This window comes from Synechococcus sp. CBW1006 (genome assembly GCF_015840525.1).
GTDB lineage: Bacteria > Cyanobacteriota > Cyanobacteriia > PCC-6307 > Cyanobiaceae > CBW1002.
In genome coordinates this window covers 3,516,589-3,534,948 of record NZ_CP060396.1, presented here as the reverse complement: position 1 = coordinate 3,534,948, position 18,360 = coordinate 3,516,589, and the positions used below count along the sequence as shown (strand labels likewise).

The window sequence follows — 18,360 nt, the reverse complement described above, 5'->3', positions numbered from 1 at the left end:
TGGGCAGGCCCGTTTCCCTGGTTCGAGAACCACCTCAACCAGACGAACCATGCCCAAGACTTACTGTGCCGCACCCGACCTCGCGCCGCTACTGGATGGCAGCACTGCCGGTGAGTTGATCCCCGAGCTGGCCCGTTACGGCCTGCAGCAGCTGATCGAGCTGGAGGTCGCTGCCGTGCTGGGTGCCGACCGCCACGAGCGCACCGAGGAGCGGCTCGGCTATCGCAACGGTTACCGGCCCCGCAGTCTGACCACCCAGGTAGGCGACATCGACCTGCTGATCCCCAAACTGCGGGCTGGCAGCTTCCTGCCCTCGATCCTCGAGCCCCGTCGCCGGGTGGAGCAGGCCCTCTACGGCGTGATCATGGAGGCCTACATCTGTGGGGTCTCCACCCGCAAGGTGGATGCCCTGGTCGCCGCCCTGGGATCCCAGAGCGGTATCTCCAAATCCCAGGTCAGTCGCATCTGCCAGGAGATCGACCAGCAGGTGCAGGCGTTCCTGAGCCGGCCCCTGCAGGAGTCCGGCTACGCCTACGTCTACCTGGATGCCACCTACCTCAAGGGCAGGCTGGGCAAGGCCCTGCAGGTCTGCTCACGGGCTGTCGTCGTCGCCATGGGGGTGAACGCGGACGGCCGCCGGGAGTTGCTGGGTCTCAAGGTGGGCGACAGCGAAACCGAGGGCTTCTGGAGCGAGTTCATTGCCTCGCTCAAGGAGCGCGGCCTCACTGGCGTCAAGCTGGTGATCAGCGACGCCCACGTGGGCCTCACCAAGGCCATCAGGCGCCAGCTGCAGGGCTGTGTGTGGCAGCGCTGCCGCGTCCACTTCGCCCGCAACCTTCTCCAGCGCGTCCCCAAAGCCCACCAGGGCATGGTCACCGCCGCCCTGCGCTCGGTGTTCGCTCAGGAGGATGCCGGAGAGATCCTCAGCCGCTGGGATGACCTGGCCGCCTCGCTGGCGGAGCGCTTCCCCAAGGCCACCGAGCTCATGAACGAGGCCAGAGAGGACGTGCTGGCCTTCCGTCACTTCCCGCAGCCTCACTGGAAGAAGGTCTGGAGCACCAACCTGCTGGAGCGGGTCAACGAGGAGATCAAGCGCCGCACCCGCGTCGTCGGCATCTTCCCCAACGACGCGTCGATCACCCGCCTGGTGGGCGCGGTGCTGCTGGAGCAGCACGAGCATTGGCAGCTGGAAGGCCGCCGCATGTTCTCCGCCGAAAGCATGGCTGCCATCCCGGAGCTGGAGGATCTGCCGGCCCTGCTCAGCGCCGCCGCCGCAGAGGTGCAAGACGCAGGCCCCAGGTGATTGAGGTGGCAGCGCCCCCACAGGGCGCAGCGGCCTCGATCGCCGCCCGGGGGCCGGCGCTGTAACCCCTGGGCTGCATAGAAGACTCCTGCCGCTCACAACACAGCCGCGATCAGACGAGAGACTTGACAAGTCAATCGTCTCGTTTCATCGTGGAAGAACGAGGTGCATCTGCACCTCAGGAATGACAGCCCGTCATTCCACCCTGTTCACCCTCTGAGTCAGGGCATTCGGGCCTCGGGTTTTACACCACGCAAAGGGACGCGGCCCCGACTGGGGTAGTCGGGCCGGTACTTGAACGTGCGGAACAAGGCTTCCGAGAAGGGATTGTCATTCGAAACCCTGGGCCGAGAGAACGACCGCAGGACACCCAACTCCTCCAGCCGCGCCTCGAGTGTGGCGGCGCGCATGGCATTGCCGTTGTCGGCATGGAGGATCAGCGGCAGGGGGGTGGACTGGTTGGCGCCACATCCCCTTGGGCGGCGGTAACGCTCCTTGAGACAGGCTCGCTGCACCAGATCCGCCGCGATCTCAGCCGATTCCACCTCAGCCATATCCCAGGCCACCACCTTGCGGCTCCAGACGTCGACCACTAGGTAGAGGTAAAGCCACACACCCCGGACTGTGGTCGGCAGATAGGTGATGTCCCAGCTCCAAACCCGGTTTGGGCCATCCGCCCTGAGGCGCGGCACGGAGCGCGGTTCCTGCGGCAACCGGGCCCGCCCACGTCGGTGACACTGCCCTGCCTGGTGCAACACCCGGTAGAAACTGCTCTCGGAGGCGATATAGAGGCCCTGATCCGCCAGCGCTGGCACGATCTGCCCGGGCGGAAGCGAGGCGTACTCCGGTTGGTTGCACGTCAGCAGGATCCGCTGGCGCTCCTCCTCCGTCAGCCGGTGAACGACCAGGCGAGGACTTCCTTTACGGCGGTCCTCGCCGTCCCCATCACCCAGAAAGGCCTTCCGCCATCGTTTGAGGGTACGCAGGCAGATGCCGATCTCACCGCATGCGCTCACCAGGCCGGCTCCAGCCGCATGCGCCTCGCCGATCAGCTCGATCACCTTCCGCCGGTGCGCGGCGCTGGTCAACCTTCCGCGTCCTCCGAGCAGAAGGCATCCCACTTTTTTCGCAGCACCAGCAAGGCCGCCGCCTCCGCCAGGGCCTTCTCCTTGCGCTGCAGCTCCTTCTTGAGTGCTTTGATCTCTCGCTGGTCCTGGGCACGGAGCCTTTCGAGCTCCTTTTGCTCGGCCATCGTCAGCACCGGCTTGGCGTTGGCATCCTGAGCGGTCTGACGCCAGCGGCTCACCTGCTCAGGAAAGAGCCCCCGCTCGCGGCAATAGGCACTGAGCTCAGTGGCGTTCAACCCGGCCGTCTCCAGCACCACCGTGAACTTGTCGGCAGCACTCCAGCCATCTGGTTCCTTCTGAGATGCCGGCACCACCTCTCCCTGCAACCGCCACGTCTTCCTCCATTTGTAGAGGGTGATCACGTGGATGCCCAGCTCTTCTGAAATCCGGGCCACGCTCTGCCTGTGCGGCGGGCTCATCCGCCTTCTCACATCAGCCTTGACGGCCTCGCTGTAACGACGCATTGGTCATGTCCTCAAGCCCCCGGATGTACGGATGAGAGGGGTGACATCTTTCCTGAAACCGGGGGATCGAGGAGGGAGATGCTCTGATGTACCAGGCGAAACGAAAGAAAAGCTAGAATCACTAAACTATCTTTTCACGTCTCCTTGCTGAGTGGATGCACCATGCACTCGCGAGGCACCAGTGGATGAACCTTGGCATCCATCCGCGCCCGAGACGGGGCATTGCAATCCTTCGCCCATCAGATCAGCTCTAGGGACCACCGTAAGCTTTCCGTATCCGTTCAGGGGCCGTGACGCAGCCGCGCAGCATTCACCGCCCTTGATCGCTGATCACCAAGCGACCACAGACACCACGATCGATGACGGCCGGCTCAGGGATTCGGCAACAGCGATGGCATCTCACCGCCGCGATGATGGGCGATCAAGGCCTGCTCCAGGAACTGCCAGATATCACGGCCCTGTTGCCGCAGGCTGGTGGTGACCGTGAGCAACCTGCTGCGGCAGATTGCACCCTGGCGGGATTGGACGCCATGGCTGATCTTGCGCTGAATCACCGAATGGCGCAGGGCACGCTCGGCTGCGTTGTTGGTGGGCTCGATCCCTTCAATCTCCAGGAAGGTCCAGAGGCCATCGCTCACTTGCAGCAACTGATGGCAGGTACGCACCGTCTTGGCCCACGGCGTTCGCTCGCCGCGCTGGCAGCCCAGCTCCACAACCCGCTGCAGCGTGCCCACAAACGCCTGGCGGATCGGCCGACAGCCCTGCTGCAACGTGGACCAGTCGATCGTTCCGTCTTTGTAGCGGTGCCACTGGGCAAACAGCTGCTGCTGCAGGCCCAGCAGCTCCGCTCCAATCTCACCGCTGGCGCCCTGACGGTCAGCGATGGCGGTGAGATCGCGGATCACGTGCGCCCAGCACAGCTGGCGCTGCTCCAGCGGGAGATGGTTGTAGGCGGAGAAGCGATCGCTCACCACAATTCCGCCAAAGGCATTCCCGAGCAGGTCGATCGCGGCGGCAGCCGAGCGGCTCAGGCTCTGCAAGAACACTGTCACCCCCATGGCGGTCACCATGACCCACTCCCAGCCGCGCCGGCCATCGGGGTTGCCACCGTCAGCATTACCGGTGGGGGCACCGGTTTCATCGACGTAGACCACCGACTGCTGACGGGCAAACGCAAGGGCCTCCTGCATGGGCTGCTCCAGTGCTGCACTCAAGCGCTGGCGGATAGTGGCCATCGCTCCCCGGCTGATCTGTACCCCCAGCAGCTGATCCAGCAGCGCCTGGGTCTTGCTGAAACTCAACGGGAAGGCACTACCCAGCAGACCCACCAGAGCACTGAGCCGGGGACCGTAATGGCTTACTTCCACCTCCGCCGGTAACGAGGCACAGGTGCTGGTGGAACAGCAGGGGCAGACCAGGCGGTGCAGCCGGTGCTCGATCACCAGAGGCGTGATCGGTGGAATCTCGATCACCTGGTGCCTCAAGGGCTCGGGATCCTGACCCTGTAGCAACGTGCCGCAGCGGCGGCAGGCCTGGGGGTGGTGCTCGACCACCTCATCCACCCGCTCGATCGGCAGCAGCTCCGGCCCAGATCCGGGATGGCCCGGCTGGCCGCCGCGCTTGCGGCCACTGCCCTTGCGTCGTTCGGGCGGCCTAAACCCCTGGCCATCACTGGAGGGAGGCTTGGAAGAATTGCGGGAGCTGCGGCCGATCCGCTCGCGCAGATGGGCCAGTTCGGTCGCCAGGGCGGTGAGCTGGACGCGGAGCTGCACCATCTCCTCCTGTTGAGCCAGGATGAACTCCCTGGCACCAGCTGGCCACGACAACCAGTCCACCTCGGAAATGCCAGCAGGAGGGGCGCCCATCTCAAGCAGTCTCTGCCTGAGATGCAAACGGGAATCAGGACGCCGTCAAGGGTTCAGCAGAGACGATGTTCGCCGCGTGCTGTCCCGACCCCTGAATGCTTACAGCTTTCCTTACGTAGGGCTGCACTCCGACCCAGCGGCGCTTGCATCGGAGCAGCGAAGGTCCTGCCATGTCCACCCCCGCATCTCCCGCCCCGGATCGGGGCAGCGCTGCCGCCTTTCTGGGTCCGCTGCGGCGCACACCCCCCCTGGTGTTCGCCATGGCGGTGCTGGGGTTGGGCCTGGTCACAGCCAGTGCCGTGGCGGTGAAGGGGCTCCGTCGCGCCAACGACGCCATCACCGTGACTGGCGCCAGCACCGAACGCATCCGCAGCGACTTCGCCGATTGGATGGTGGTGGTGAGCGCCGGCGGCGCCAGCCAGCAGGAGTCGTGGCAGGCCCTGCAGCCGCTGGTGCAACGCAGCCGCACCTGGCTCCAGGAGCAGGGCATCGCGGCGGCGGAGCTCTCGCTTGATCCGGTGCGTTCGGACCGGGAGGAGGTGCGCGATCCCCGCACCGGCGAGTTGCGATCGGTGAGCTGGACCAGTCGCCAGACCCTGCGTATCGCCAGCCCCGATGTGGACCGGATCGCGCGGGTCTCGGCCGGCATTGGCAGCCTGATCGGCGAGGGCATCCCGCTCACGATCGAGGAGCCGGCCTACACCTTCACCAAGCTGGCGGAGAAGCGGGTGGACATGCTCGCCAAGGCCACCCGTGATGCGCGGCAGCGGGCCGTTGCCATCGCGCGCGAGGCCGGCAGCGGCATCGGCGCGATCACCAACGCCGACACTGGCCTGTTCCAGATCACCCGTCCCAACTCCACGGACATCGGCGACGGTGGCTCCTACGACACCCGCACCATCGACAAGGACATCACGGCGATCATGGGGGTGACCTTCCGGGTGGAGTGAGGCTCAGAGGAGGTTGGCCGCCAGTTCCGCCAGGGCCGAGCGCTCACCACGCAGCAAGGTGACATGGCCCGCCAGGGGCTGGCCCTTGAAGCGCTCCACCAGCCAGGTGAGGCCGTTGCTTTCCGCATCCACGTAGGGATTGTCGATCTGATAAGGATCGCCGGTGAGCACGATCTTGGTGCCCTCGCCCACCCGGGTCACGATCGTCTTCACCTCATGGGGGGTGAGGTTCTGCGCCTCGTCCACCACCATGAACTGGCGTGGAATCGAGCGGCCGCGGATGTAGCTGATCGCCTCCACTTCCAGCAAGCCCATCCCCTTCAGATCCGCCCAGCTGTTGCGTGGCCCCCGCTGGCCGGCCCGCATCGACCCGCGGTCTTCGCCGCCGAGCAGGAAATCGAGGTTGTCGATGATCGGTTGCATCCAGGGACCCATCTTGTCCTCCAGATCCCCCGGCAGAAAGCCGAGTTCCTTGCCCAGGGAGATCACCGGCCGCGTTACCAGCATGCGGTCGTAGCGGTGCTCATCCGCCACCTGATGCAGCCCCGCCGCCAGGGCCAGCAGGGTCTTGCCGGTGCCCGCCTTGCCCACCAATGTCACCAGCTGCACGGCCGGATCCAGCAGCAGATCGAGGGCAAAGCTCTGCTCGCGGTTGCGGGCCTGTACCCGCCCCAGCTTCACCTTCGTCACCCGCTGCAGCGGATGGATCGCCCCATCGGCCGCGTCATAGCGGGCCAGCAGGGTGTGGCTGGGCTGGGCTGGATCCACCAGCATCACCCCTTCATTGGCCTGCAGCGTTCCGCCGGGAATGGCCCCATCCGGCAGCGCCGCGATCGCCAGTCCCCCATCTCCTTTGACCTGATCCATCCGGCCTGCGTCGATCCAGACCTCGCAGACGCCGGGATAGAGATCGGCGATGTCCACCTTGTCGGTGGTGTAATCCTGCGCGGTGAGTCCCACCGCATCGGCCTTGATGCGCAGGTTGGTGTCCTTGGTGACCAGCACCACCGGAGGTTGGCTGCCCATCACCTCCGAGAGCCGCTGCTCAAGGGCTACGGCCAGGATGTTGTTGTCGCCATTGCCAGCCTTCAGTTCCGGCGGCAGTTGGGTGAGGGTTTCACTGCGGCAGAACACCACCTTGAGGTGTCCGCCATCCCTGCCGTCGAGCGGCACTCCTTCCGAGAGATTGCCGCGGCTGCGCAGGTCGTCGAGCAGGCGCGACACCTGGCGGGCATTGCGCCCCTTTTCAGAGGGATCGCGCTTGAAGCGATCGATCTCCTCGACGACCTCGATCGGAATCACGACGTTGTTGTCTTCAAAGCGACGCATCGCCTCGGGGTCGTGCAGCAGCACATTGGTGTCGAGAACGAAGGTCTTGCGCATACCGGAGCTCTCGCCCGATCGGTGCTGGCGAAGCTAGGGCGGCCAGGCCATCTACGCTCCGGCCGTTCGCGCCTCGTAGCGAATCGGATCGGCGGCGCCGATTCCCAGCTCTTTTGTCCCCGCCCTTGCCCGTGCTGCTCCCCTCGATCCTGCTGGTGGCCCTCGCCTTCGGCCTCACCCTGCTGTGGCTGGAGCTGCGCCACCGCCTGAGGCCCGCATCGCCCCTGCGGCTCAGTTCCGGTGCCTGGCGGGTGCAGCGCTGCAACGCAGGCGGCAGCTCAGGTGAACAGGGCGATGCCGGCAGCGGCGGCAGCGTGGAGCTGAGCGGCAGCCTGACGCTGCGCAATCCCCACCCCCGCATGGAGGTGTTCGTGCCGGAGCTGCGGGTCAATCCCGTGCTGCTCGGCCGCGGTGATCTCTCCGCACTCCGCGTCTCCACCCGGGTGACGCCCCATCACCCGGATGAAGACGCCCGCTCCGATGGCTACTGGTTCGCCTACATCCTCAAGGGCCGCAAGAGCACCGAGGTGGAGGTCTCGGTACGGATCAGCGCAGCGGCAGACGTGGACCTCCGCTCCCTGCTCGACACCCTCTGGCTGGAGGTGTTCTGGATCAACTACGGCCCCTTCGGCCGACTCGAGCGGCGTGACGGACTGCTGGTCCCCCTGCGTAAGCCTGGTGTGCTCACCGAGGTCGAGGCCCCCTGGCGCGAGGGTGAACGCTGCCGGGTGTTGCCGATCCGCACCCATCTGCTGGGGGTGCTCGACGATCCCGAGGCTGTGCTGCAGCGCTACGCCGGCCCTCTGCTGCAGCCCGGCGACATCCTCACCATCGGCGAGACGCCCCTGGCGGTGATGCAGGGCCGCTACCACCATCCCGCCACGGTGCAGCCCTCGATGCTGGCCCGTCTGCTCTGCCGTGTGTTCCATCCCACCAGCAGCCTGGCGAGTGCCTGCGGGCTGCAGACCCTGATCGATGTGGTGGGTCCGGCGCGGGTGCTCTGCGCCTGGCTGGCGGGATCGGCCATGAAGCTGGTGGGGCTCAAGGGTGGCTTCTACCGACTGGCCGGGGATCAGGCCCGCCTGATCGACGACATCACCGGCACCACCCCCCCCTACGACCAGACGATCGTGCTGGGCCCGCATCAGCCCGAGGACGTCTGTGAACGCCTGGCTGCCGCCCTCGGTGTGGGTGTGGCGATCGTGGATGTGAACGATCTGGGCCGCGTCAAGGTGCTGGCGGCCAGCCAGGGTTGCGATGAAGCCCTGCTGCAGAGAGCCCTGCGGCCCAATCCGGCCGGTAATGCCAACGAGCGCACGCCGCTTGTGCTGGTACGCCCGGCCTAAACTGGGACAAGGCCTGCGAGGGTCGCCACGCTGCGGGAACGCCGTGCCAGCCGCCATCAGCCGCAACATCAGCGCTGCCCGATCCACGTCTGGGCACGCCACCAGCTCGGGTGAAGGCAGTTCACATCCGGCCGATCAGGCTGCGGCTACGCCGCCATCGGCAGGAATTCCCGCCGACTGGGGCGTGCAGCCGCTGCAGCCCTGGCATCTGCCGCTCCTCGATGATCCGGCCTTCCTGCCGCTCCAGCCGCTGCTGCAGCGGGCCGTGCTGCTGGCCCTGCCGGCCCGGCTGATCCATGCCCTCACCCCCCGCCAGCCCCTGGCTCCCCAGGTGCTGGTGGCGACGCGCATGCTCTTCGGAGCCAGCCTGCCGCTCGGACTTGTGGTGGTGCGTCCCCTCAACCGCACCGGCAGTTGCTGGCAGGTGCAGCATCTGCGGCTGGCCCGTGGACTGGAGGGCGATCCGGGTCGCCGTTGCGTCGCTGTGGCCCTGCTGCGGGAAGCGATCCAGCGCACCACCGGAGCCACCAGCTGGATCGCCAGCGCCGCCAGCCTCGACACTGACCGCCAGGCCCAACTGCGCGAACAGGGTTTTCAGCCCCTGCGCACCGACCGGATCTGGCGCTGGCAACCCCAGGGGCAGGCTCCCCAACCCATCCCATCGGAGCTGCAGCTGCGTCGCCTGCAGCGCCGCTCCGGACCATTGCTCTGGCATCTGGAGCAGGCCGCCTGCCCCGCCCAGCTGCGCCAGTTGCTCGATCGCCGCCCCGAAGATCTGCTGGATCAGAGCCAGAACCGCGGCTGGATGCTTGTCGATCCCTGTCGGGATCAGGCGGTGGCGGGGGTGCGCTGGCTCGGCGACCATCCCGGCGGGGGCCACGACGTTGAACTGAGCGTGCATCCGGGCTGGGTGGAGCTGGTCGGTCCGGCCACCGAACTGCTGCTGCAGCGCCTGGCGGCCGAGCTGACGCCGACCGAACCCCTGTGGCTGGCCTGCGACGTGACCCAGCCCTCGCCGCACCAGTGGCTGGAGCACCTCGGTGCAGAGGCCTGCGGCGAACGGATCCTGATGGCCCGCAGCGTCTGGCGCCGTCAGGAACGGGCGGTGGTCCACCCGGCGATGAAACGCCTCACCGCCCTGCTGGAACCCCTGCAGCCCCGCCGGCGCCCGGTTCCCTCCCCGCTGCGGGACCATTGAGCCAGGCCATCAAGCCTCGCCATCCAACTCTGCGCCCTCGCCCCCGCGCAGCCTCCCCACCCCCCGGATGCCTGTCCCCCGTCGCCGCTCGGTGCTCGCCCTCGACGTGGGCCGCAGGCGCATCGGCCTGGCCGGCTGTGACCCGCTCGGTCTCACGGTCACATCGCTGCCGCCGTTGCGGCGCGGGTCCTTCCCGGCCGATCTGGCTGTGCTGGAGCCACTGGCTCGCCAGCGCCGCGTTGAGGCCCTGGTGGTGGGGCTGCCCCTGGATCAGCAGCAGCAACCCACCGCCCAGGCGGTCCATTGCCGCCGGTATGGCGAACGGCTGGCCCGGCAGCTGAACCTGCCGCTGGCCCTGGTGAATGAGTTCGCCAGCAGCTGGGCCGCCGCCGAGCTCCATGGCCTGCACGGCGATCGCAGCGGCGCCCTGGACAGCGCCGCCGCAGCCCTGTTGCTGGAGCAGTGGCTGGGGGAGGGTCCCGAACCGGTCCTGCCGGCGACCCCGAATTCCTGCAGGTCGGACCATGCTGATCCATCCTGAGGGGGACAACGCTCCTCCCCCATGAGTCCCGACGGACCCACGACCCCGTCCTCCGGTGATGTGCCCACGGTGCTCGTGCGGGACAGCCAGCAGCGGCAACTGCTCTGCTTCCTCGAGCAGCTGATCCCGCTGGATGGCAACGACTACGGGCTGCTCACTCCGGTGGACACCCCGGTGTGCCTGTTCCGGCTCACCGATGACGAGACCAACCCGGAACTGATCGACACGATCGAGGGCAACGAGGCGATCTTCTCGGTGGCGGATGTGGTGCTGCAGGAGCATGACCTGACCCTGGTGCGCTCAGCGGTGACTCTTACCGTGAGCGGCGAGCTCGATGAGCCCGATCCTGACGACTTCGACGAGGATGAGGACGAGGATGAGGACAGTGAGACCTATGAGCTGCTGATCCAGTTCAAGGCGGATGGTCAGGACTATGGCCTCTTCATTCCCCTCGATCCCTTCTTCGTGGTGGCCCGGATGAACGGCAGCGAAGCCGTGCTGGTGGAGGGCGAGGAATTCGAGCGGATTCAGCCCCGCCTCGAGGCGGAACTGGAGGAGCGGGAGCAGGGGGACTGATGCCCAGCCGGCATGCAGCCAGCCTTGCCGCCCTGCCGCGGCTGCTCACACCCGATCTGGTGGTGCAGGGAACTCTGGTGGACCTCTCCCTGGAGCGGCTGCAGGACCAGTCGATCGCCGCTCTGGTGCTCGATGTGGACCGCACCATGCTGCCGCGTCACCGTTCCGAGCTGCCGGCCCGGGCCGAGCAGTGGTTGCGACGTGCCCAGGCACGGATGCCCTTGCACCTGCTCAGCAATAACCCATCGCGGCGGCGGATCGGTGGCCTCGCCCAGCAGCTGGGGCTGCCCTTCACCACCTCGGCGGGCAAGCCGCGCCGCTCCGCCCTGAGGAGGGTGCTGGCGGACCTGGACCTGCTCCCCGAGCAGGTCGCCCTGATCGGGGATCGTCTGTTCACGGATGTGCTGGCGGGTAATCGGCTGGGCCTGTACACCGTGCTGGTGCGGCCGATCGATCCGAATGGGGAGCCGTGCCGGCAGGATCACCTGCAGCGGATCGAGCTGGGCCTGGCGCGCTGGATCGGAACCCCCCTGGCCTGATCGGATGCCGACCCGTGCGCCTCACCCTCTAGGCGGATGACCAACAGCAGTCCTGCAGGCGGCGGCCTGCGTCGTGTGATCAAGGTGGGGACCAGCACCCTGCAGGGTCAGCCCGATCGGCCCACGAGCGCCGTGGTTCACGACCTGGCCGCCAGCCTCAGTCGCCAGCAGCGTCGTGGCGATGCGATCGCCCTGGTGACCAGTGGGGCCGTGGGCCTGGGCTGTCGCACCCTGGCGCTGGAGCAACGTCCCAGCGAAGTGGTGGCGCTGCAGGCGGCGGCGGCGGTGGGCCAGGGGCAGCTGATGGCCCTCTATCAGGACGCCTTCGCGGTGCGCGGTGCGCGGGTGGCCCAGGTGCTGCTGACCCGCGGCGATCTGGCCTCCAGGCGGCGCTACCAGAACGCCTGCCGCACCCTGGAGCAGCTGCTCGCCTGGGGGGTGGTGCCGGTGGTGAACGAGAACGACACCCTCGCCACCGAGGAGCTGCGCTTCGGCGACAACGACACCCTCTCGGCCCTGGTGGCGGTGGCGATCAACGCTGACGAACTGATCCTGCTCACTGATGTGGATCGCCTCTATTCGGGTGATCCCCGCAGCGATGCCGAGGCGGTTCCGATCGATGAGGTGCGCGATCTGGCGGAACTGGAGAGCCTCCGAGGCGTGGCCAAGGGAGGCGGTCGCTGGGGGACCGGCGGCATGACCACCAAACTCGCGGCGGCCCGGATCGCCACGGCCAGCGGCATCCGTGTGCGGCTCGCCGATGGCCGTGATCCCGCCGTGCTCGATGCCCTGCTGGCCGGTGAACGGGTGGGCACGGTGTTCCATCCCTCCACCACTCCGTTGCCTGATCGCAAGGGTTGGCTGGCCCATGCCCTGCTGGCCAAGGGCAGCCTCACCCTGGATGCCGGCGCCGAGCGGGCCCTGGTCCATCGGGGGGCGTCCCTGCTGGCGGTGGGGATCCGTGCGGTGGAGGGCGACTTCCGCCGCCGCGATCCCGTGCGCCTGCTGGCCGCCGATGGCCGGGAGCTGGGCCGTGGTCTCTGCAGCCTCAGCAGCGACGAGCTGCGTCAGGTGGTGGGGCTCAGCAGCGAGGCCGTGCGCAGCCGGCTCGGGGCAGGTGGAGATGCGGTGGGCGATGCAGTGGTGCACCGCGACCACCTGGTGCTCACCTCCGTGCCGCCGCCAGCCTGACGGAGCCCAGCCCTACGATCCGGCCTCGATCCCTCCTCCCAGGCATGCGTTTCAGCCAGCTGCTCGGCCAGCTCAGCCAGGTGGCGGAGAGCACTCCCAGGGATCTGGCTGCAGACCCGGAGATCGGCGGCGCGGCTGCCCTGGATCAGGCCAGCGGTGGTCAGCTGAGTTTCCTGGAGCCCGGCAACGCCCTGGCGGCGGCCCTGGCTGCCACTGGCGCCAGTGCCGTGTTGCTCCCGGCCGACGCCGATCTGCAGCACCAGGCCAGCGAGCGGGGCCTGGCCTGGGTGGCCCTGGCCGATCCGCGCCTCGGATTCGCCGAAGCCCTGGAGGCCCTTTACCCACGGCGTCCCCTGCCTGCGGGGGTGCACTCCAGTGCCGTGCTCGATCCCAGCGTCCAGCTCGGTGAGGCGGTGCACGTGGGTGCCCATGTGGTGATCGGCGCCGCGGTGACCGTTGGCAACGGCTGCACCCTGCACCCCGGAGCTGTGCTCTACGACGATGTGCAGCTCGGCGAGGGCTGTGAGATCCATGCCAACGCCGTGCTCCACCCGGGCAGTCGCCTCGGCCGTGGTTGCGTGGTGCACTCCAACGCTGTGATCGGCTCGGAGGGGTTTGGCTTCGTGCCCACCGCCGCCGGCTGGCGCAAGATGCCCCAGACCGGGCTGGTGGTGCTCGAGGATGGCGTGGAAGTGGGCTGCGGCAGTACCATCGATCGCCCCTCGGTGGGCGAGACCCGCATCGGTGCCGGCAGCAAGATCGACAACCTCGTGCACGTCGGCCATGGCGTGGTGACCGGGCGGGGCTGTGCCCTGGCGGCCCAGGTGGGCATTGCCGGCGGTGCCCGTCTCGGCAATGGTGTGATCCTGGCCGGCCAGGTGGGCGTGGCCAACAAGGCCGTGATCGGCGATCGGGCGATTGCCTCCTCCAAATCCGGCATCCACGGAGAGGTGGCCGCCGGTGAGGTGGTGAGTGGCTACCCCGCCATCCCCAACCGGCTGTGGCTGCGCTGCTCGGCTGCCTTCAACAAGCTGCCGGAGATGGCCAGGACCCTGCGGCAACTGAAAAACAGCTCCAGCTGAGGAGCCTGGTCCGGGAGCTCTGAATCCGTGCCCAGAAGGTCGCGGCGTAGCCTCGCGCCCAGCCCGCTTGTCGCTCCTCCGGCTCCCATGACCAGCTACCGGATCACCCTGCTTCCCGGCGACGGCATCGGCCCGGAAATCACCGCGGTGGCCCGGCAGCTGCTGGAGGTGGTGAGCCAACGCCATGGCTTCAGCCTTGTCTTCGACGAGCAACCGATCGGTGGTGCCGCCATCGACGCCTGCGGTGAACCCCTGCCCGCCAGCACCCTGGCGGCCTGCAAGGCGGCCGATGCCGTGCTGCTGGCGGCGATCGGCAGCCCCCGCTTTGATGCCCTGCCCCGCTCGCAGCGGCCCGAGACGGGTCTGCTGGGCCTGCGGGCCGGCCTGGAGCTGTTCGCCAACCTGCGGCCGGTGACGATCATTCCCGCCCTGGCTGACGCCAGCAGCCTGCGGCCGGAGGTGATCGAGGGCGTCGACCTGATGGTGGTGCGGGAGCTCACCGGCGGCATCTATTTCGGCCAGCCCAAGGGACGCGTCGAGGCCGATGGCCACGTGCGCGCCTTCAACACGATGGTCTATTCCGACCACGAGATCGACCGGATCGCCCGGGTGGGCTTCGATCTGGCCATGCAGCGCGGCCGCAGGCTCTGCTCGGTCGACAAGGCCAATGTGCTGGATGTGAGCCAGCTCTGGCGCGATCGGGTGGAAGCGATCGCCTGCGACTACCCGGAGGTGGAGCTCAGCCACATGTACGTGGACAATGCCGCCATGCAGCTGGTGCGGGCACCGAAGCAGTTCGATGTGCTGCTCACCGGCAACCTGTTCGGCGACATCCTCAGCGACGAGGCCGCCATGCTGACCGGCTCGATCGGCATGCTGCCCTCCGCCTCCCTCGGATCGGACGGGCCGGGGCTGTTCGAGCCGGTGCATGGATCAGCCCCGGACATCGCCGGGCAGGACAAGGCCAACCCGATGGCCATGGTGCTCAGCGCCGCCATGTTGCTGCGGGTGGGCCTCAGGCAGGACGCGGCCGCCGCGGCTCTGGAAGGGGCCGTGGATCGGGTGCTGGCGGCTGGCTACCGCACCGGTGATCTGCTCAGCGAGGGCTGCAGTGTGCTGGGCTGCAGCGCCATGGGTGAGCAGCTGCTGGCGGCGCTGGAGGCCTGAACCAGGCGCCCAGCAGGGAGGCGGACCGGCGACCTGCAAAACTCACTACGGTTTTTCTGCAGTCCGCGCCGATGTCGAAGCGTCACCCCGTCGTCGCCGTCACCGGTTCCTCCGGCGCAGGAACCAGCACGGTCAAGCGTGCCTTCGAGCACATCTTCGAGCGAGAAGGCATCCAGCCTGCGGTGGTGGAGGGCGACAGCTACCACCGCTACGAGCGCGGCCCCATGAAGGAGGCCATGGCGGCAGCCCTGTCTAAGGGCGAGAACTTCTCGCACTTCGGTCCCGAGGCCAACCTGTTCGACAAGCTCCAGGAGCTGTTCCAGAGCTACGGCGAATCCGGCGGTGGCCAGAAGCGCTACTACCTCCACTCCGTTGAGGAGGCCGCTGATCACAACAGCCGCCTCGGCACCAGCCTGGAGCCCGGCCAGTTCACCCCCTGGGAACCCATCCCCGCCGGCACCGACCTGCTCTTCTACGAGGGTCTGCACGGCGGTGTGGTTGGTGAGGGCTACGACGTGGCATCCCTGGCGGACCTGCTGGTGGGCGTGGTGCCGATCACCAACCTGGAGTGGATCCAGAAGATCTCGCGCGACAACGCCGAACGTGGTTACTCCGCCGAGGCGATCGTCGACACGATCCTGCGCCGGATGCCGGACTACATCAACCACATCTGCCCGCAGTTCAGCCGCACCGACATCAACTTTCAGCGGGTGCCCACCGTGGACACCTCCAACCCCTTCATCTGCCGCAACATCCCCACCCCGGATGAGAGCTTCGTGATCATCCACTTCCGCAAGGGAGCCCGGGACAAGTGGGGGATCGACTTCCAGTACCTGCTGGACATGATCCACGATTCCTTCATGTCCAGCCCCACGAGCATCGTGGTGAACGGCGGCAAGATGGGCTTTGCGATGGAGTTGATCCTCACCCCGATCATCCATCGCATGATCCAGGACAAGAAGACGCTCGCCTGAGTTCCAGCTCAAGCCCGGTGCACGATTGGTCTCACCCCCTGCCAAGACCTCTAAGGTGGGTGAATCAGTCGGACAAGGTGGGGCCGATTCCCTTCACCGGACGTGCCACTTCTTCCCCCTCCTTCCTGATCCAGGGAGCCAATGGATCCACTGGCTCGTCTCCGCGGCCGGAACTGCGGCTGGATCAGATCGATAGCCGTCAGGTGTTTCAAGACGCCCGCAGGGCCTATTTTCACTACCTCGAGCAGTGCCCGGGTGGGGCCGAACCCATCGGCATCATCTGGCAGCAGGCTCCGGTTCCGCCGCGGGTGGTGTTCGAGTTGCCGGTGCTGCTGCCGGAGGAACACTTCGTCCCGATTGAGATGATCCGGGGCCGGCCCAACCGCACTGCCTCCACCCGGCTGCGCAATCCGCGCTCCAATCTGCGCCCCTGAACCCGCCGCGTCAGCCATGCTCAGCAGCAACGGGTCGCCCCTGATCATGGAGCCCTCGACCCTGCCCCTGCTTGCCGCGGTCCTCGGTGCCTGCGTGGGCAGCTTTCTGCAGGTGGTCGCCTTTCGCCTGCCTCGGCAGGAGTCGCTCATCCATCCCGGCAGCCACTGCCCCCACTGCGGCACCCCGCTGGCCTGGTTCGAGAACGTGCCCGTGCTGGGCTGGCTCTGGCTGGGCGGCCGCTGCCGGACTTGCCGCCGCAGCATCAGCCCGCGCTATCTGCTGGTCGAACTGCTCTGCGCCGGCCTGTGGGTGGCGATGGTGTTTGCCCAGCCGGCCGGTCTGGGGCCGGCCCCTGCCGCCTGGATGCTGGTGGCGGCGGGCTGGCTGCTGGTCAGCTGGCTGATCCCGCTGGTGCTGGTCGACCTCGACGCACTCTGGCTGCCTGAGCCCCTCTGCCGCTGGGGACTGTTGCTTGGGCTGGCCTGCACGGCGGTGATCGGCTTCAGCCAGGGTGAGGAGGTGGGCCGGGCGCTGCTGTTTCAGCATCTGCTCGCCGCCGGGATCGGCCTGCTGGGTTTCGAGGGCACCAGCGCCCTGGCCGAACGGCTCCTCGGCCGCCCTGCCCTGGGCCTGGGCGATGCCAAGTTGGCTGCCCTGCTGGGAGCCTGGCTCGGTCCCACCGGTCTGGGCCTGGCCGTGGCCCTGGCCATCGGCGGCGGAGCAGTGGTGGGCGGGCTGGCCCGCCTGCTGGGCCGGCTGGGTCCGCAGCAACCCTTTCCCTTCGGTCCGTTCCTGGCCTGCGGTGGCGTGCTCGTCTGGATCGGCGGCCATGGCCTGTGGCTGCAGCTGCTGGGCTGGCCCGGTCCTTAAATGTGATCGGATCCTCCGAGTTTTCCCGTGTCGCTGTTCGACTGGTTCGCTGACCGCCGCAAGGCTGCACCAGTGGTGCGCGTCAACCAGGAAAGCGATGAAGGCGATGGTCTCTGGAGCAAGTGCCCCGAGTGCGGCCTGGTCACCTACCGCAAGGATCTGCAGGCCAACGCCAGCGTCTGCAAGGGATGCGGCTATCACCACCGTATCGACAGCGAGGAGCGCATCCGGCTGCTGGCCGATGAGGGCAGCTTCGAGCCCCTTGACACCGAGCTGGCCCCCACCGATCCCCTGGCCTTCAAGGATCGCCGCCACTACGCCGACCGGCTGCGCGACAGCCAGCGCAGCACCGGCCTGCGCGATGCGGTGGTGACGGGGTTGTGCCACCTCGATGGCCATCCGCTCGCCCTGGGGGTGATGGACTTCCGCTTCATGGGTGGTTCGATGGGTTCGGTGGTGGGCGAGAAGCTCACCCGTCTGATCGAGAAGGCCACCGATCGCCAGCTGCCGGTGCTGATCGTCTGCGCCTCCGGCGGTGCCCGCATGCAGGAGGGCATGCTCAGCCTGATGCAGATGGCCAAGATCTCCGGGGCGCTGGAGCGGCATCGCCGGGCCGAGCTGCTCTACATCCCCCTGCTCACCCATCCCACCACCGGCGGAGTGACCGCCAGCTTCGCCATGCTGGGCGACCTGATCCTGGCCGAACCGAAGGCGCTGATCGGCTTCGCCGGCCGCAGGGTGATCGAGCAGACCCTGCGCGAGAAGCTGCCCGATGGCTTCCAGACCGCTGAATACCTGCAGGATCATGGCTTCGTGGACACGATCGTGCCCCGTCCCCAGCTGCGCAGCACCCTGGCCAGCCTGCTGCGGCTGCATGCGCCCAAGACCTGTCTGTCCCTGTCCTGAGCCCCCATGGACGATGTGATGCACCGCTGGATCCGTTATCTGGGCCGCCTCGGCCTGAGCCTGGCCCTGCTGCTGCTGCTTGCCCTGCCGGCCCAGGCTGGTTCTGTCGACTGGCGGGAGCTTCCCGCCACCGAGGAGGGCAAGCAGTGGTGGGATGCGGGCAGCCTGCGGCGCACCCGTGACGGCAACCTCAGCGTGTTGTCACGCTATCTGCCGCCTCCGGAAGAGGAGGGTCGCCCTCGCCTCGGTGATCTCTATGTGATGGAGCTCGACTGCGGTCAGAAGCTCTACCGCGACACTGCCGTGAACGGCGTTCCCCGATTCAAGGCCGACTGGCAGCCAGCCGGTGGTGATCAGCTGCTCGACGCCATGATCGACGCCGTCTGCGCCGCCGGCTCCGACCTGCCCGCCTGAGTGGCCCCAGTCGCTCTCCCTTCCCGATT

Annotated in this window: 19 protein-coding genes; 15 read left to right on the top strand and 4 right to left on the bottom strand. The window is 67.6% G+C overall.

Annotated features, from left to right (window positions below; all coding sequences use genetic code 11):
- Positions 1-49: 49 nt before the first annotated feature.
- On the top strand, positions 50-1,303 hold the full coding sequence (locus H8F26_RS17460) for an IS256 family transposase (RefSeq protein ID WP_197153752.1): 1,254 nt from the start codon (positions 50-52) through the stop codon (positions 1,301-1,303).
- Between the two features lie 221 nt (positions 1,304-1,524).
- Here H8F26_RS17460 and H8F26_RS19720 read toward each other — a convergent pair whose 3' ends face one another.
- The 3 genes from H8F26_RS19720 to H8F26_RS17450 form a co-directional block, all read right to left on the bottom strand.
- Positions 1,525-2,391: a DDE-type integrase/transposase/recombinase gene (locus H8F26_RS19720; protein WP_370594645.1), complete on the bottom strand. Its 867-nt coding sequence runs from the start codon at positions 2,389-2,391 to the stop codon at positions 1,525-1,527.
- Positions 2,388-2,849, bottom strand: coding sequence for a helix-turn-helix domain-containing protein (locus H8F26_RS19715; RefSeq protein ID WP_231605328.1), 462 nt, complete (start codon positions 2,847-2,849; stop codon positions 2,388-2,390). Before H8F26_RS19715 ends, H8F26_RS19720 begins: the two co-directional genes overlap by 4 nt.
- Positions 2,850-3,265: 416 nt before the next feature.
- Positions 3,266-4,759 carry an IS66 family transposase gene (locus tag H8F26_RS17450; RefSeq protein ID WP_197154297.1) on the bottom strand — a complete coding sequence of 498 codons (1,494 nt, stop codon included), beginning with the start codon at positions 4,757-4,759 and terminating at the stop codon, positions 3,266-3,268.
- Between the two features lie 170 nt (positions 4,760-4,929).
- Here H8F26_RS17450 and H8F26_RS17445 point away from each other — a divergent pair, with 170 nt between their 5' ends.
- The gene (locus H8F26_RS17445; protein WP_231605327.1) at positions 4,930-5,709 is read left to right on the top strand and encodes an SIMPL domain-containing protein; all 780 of its coding nucleotides are present in this window, start codon (positions 4,930-4,932) and stop codon (positions 5,707-5,709) included.
- A 3-nt stretch (positions 5,710-5,712) separates the two neighbouring features.
- Here the strand turns inward: H8F26_RS17445 and H8F26_RS17440 are convergent, their stop codons facing one another.
- On the bottom strand, positions 5,713-7,092 hold the full coding sequence (locus H8F26_RS17440; RefSeq protein ID WP_197156111.1) for a PhoH family protein: 1,380 nt from the start codon (positions 7,090-7,092) through the stop codon (positions 5,713-5,715).
- Positions 7,093-7,217: 125 nt separating this feature from the next.
- Here H8F26_RS17440 and H8F26_RS17435 point away from each other — a divergent pair, with 125 nt between their 5' ends.
- The 13 genes from H8F26_RS17435 (at position 7,218) to H8F26_RS17375 (ending at position 18,331) form a co-directional block, all read left to right on the top strand.
- On the top strand, positions 7,218-8,438 hold the full coding sequence (locus H8F26_RS17435) for a F420-0:Gamma-glutamyl ligase (RefSeq protein WP_197156109.1): 1,221 nt from the start codon (positions 7,218-7,220) through the stop codon (positions 8,436-8,438).
- Positions 8,439-8,622: 184 nt separating this feature from the next.
- Complete coding sequence (locus H8F26_RS17430; protein ID WP_197156107.1) at positions 8,623-9,636, top strand: hypothetical protein; 1,014 nt, start codon at positions 8,623-8,625, stop codon at positions 9,634-9,636.
- A 67-nt stretch (positions 9,637-9,703) separates the two neighbouring features.
- Positions 9,704-10,177, top strand: a complete 474-nt coding sequence (ruvX, locus tag H8F26_RS17425) for a Holliday junction resolvase RuvX (RefSeq protein WP_197156104.1) — start codon at positions 9,704-9,706, stop codon at positions 10,175-10,177.
- 21 nt (positions 10,178-10,198) lie between these two features.
- Positions 10,199-10,753, top strand: coding sequence for a DUF3727 domain-containing protein (locus tag H8F26_RS17420; protein ID WP_197156101.1), 555 nt, complete (start codon positions 10,199-10,201; stop codon positions 10,751-10,753).
- Positions 10,753-11,292, top strand: a complete 540-nt coding sequence (locus tag H8F26_RS17415) for a YqeG family HAD IIIA-type phosphatase (protein ID WP_197156099.1) — start codon at positions 10,753-10,755, stop codon at positions 11,290-11,292. Before H8F26_RS17420 ends, H8F26_RS17415 begins: the two co-directional genes overlap by 1 nt.
- 36 nt (positions 11,293-11,328) lie before the next feature.
- Entirely contained in the window at positions 11,329-12,483 is a 1,155-nt protein-coding gene (gene proB, locus H8F26_RS17410; protein WP_197156096.1) for a glutamate 5-kinase, read from the top strand.
- Positions 12,484-12,527: 44 nt separating this feature from the next.
- A complete protein-coding gene (gene lpxD / locus H8F26_RS17405; RefSeq protein WP_197156094.1) occupies positions 12,528-13,565 on the top strand; it encodes a UDP-3-O-(3-hydroxymyristoyl)glucosamine N-acyltransferase in 1,038 nt (345 codons plus the stop codon).
- A gap of 87 nt (positions 13,566-13,652) precedes the next feature.
- Complete coding sequence (gene leuB, locus H8F26_RS17400) at positions 13,653-14,732, top strand: 3-isopropylmalate dehydrogenase (RefSeq protein ID WP_197156091.1); 1,080 nt, start codon at positions 13,653-13,655, stop codon at positions 14,730-14,732.
- 71 nt (positions 14,733-14,803) lie between these two features.
- Positions 14,804-15,706 (top strand): phosphoribulokinase, encoded by a 903-nt coding sequence (locus H8F26_RS17395; protein WP_197156090.1) that lies wholly within the window; start codon positions 14,804-14,806, stop codon positions 15,704-15,706.
- Positions 15,707-15,765: 59 nt separating this feature from the next.
- The gene (locus H8F26_RS17390) at positions 15,766-16,140 is read left to right on the top strand and encodes a hypothetical protein (protein ID WP_231597933.1); all 375 of its coding nucleotides are present in this window, start codon (positions 15,766-15,768) and stop codon (positions 16,138-16,140) included.
- Between the two features lie 16 nt (positions 16,141-16,156).
- Positions 16,157-17,011 (top strand): A24 family peptidase, encoded by an 855-nt coding sequence (locus tag H8F26_RS17385; protein ID WP_231597932.1) that lies wholly within the window; start codon positions 16,157-16,159, stop codon positions 17,009-17,011.
- Between the two features lie 27 nt (positions 17,012-17,038).
- Positions 17,039-17,917 (top strand): acetyl-CoA carboxylase, carboxyltransferase subunit beta, encoded by an 879-nt coding sequence (accD, locus tag H8F26_RS17380; RefSeq protein WP_197156088.1) that lies wholly within the window; start codon positions 17,039-17,041, stop codon positions 17,915-17,917.
- A gap of 6 nt (positions 17,918-17,923) precedes the next feature.
- A complete protein-coding gene (locus tag H8F26_RS17375; RefSeq protein ID WP_231605326.1) occupies positions 17,924-18,331 on the top strand; it encodes a hypothetical protein in 408 nt (135 codons plus the stop codon).
- Positions 18,332-18,360: the final 29 nt, after the last annotated feature.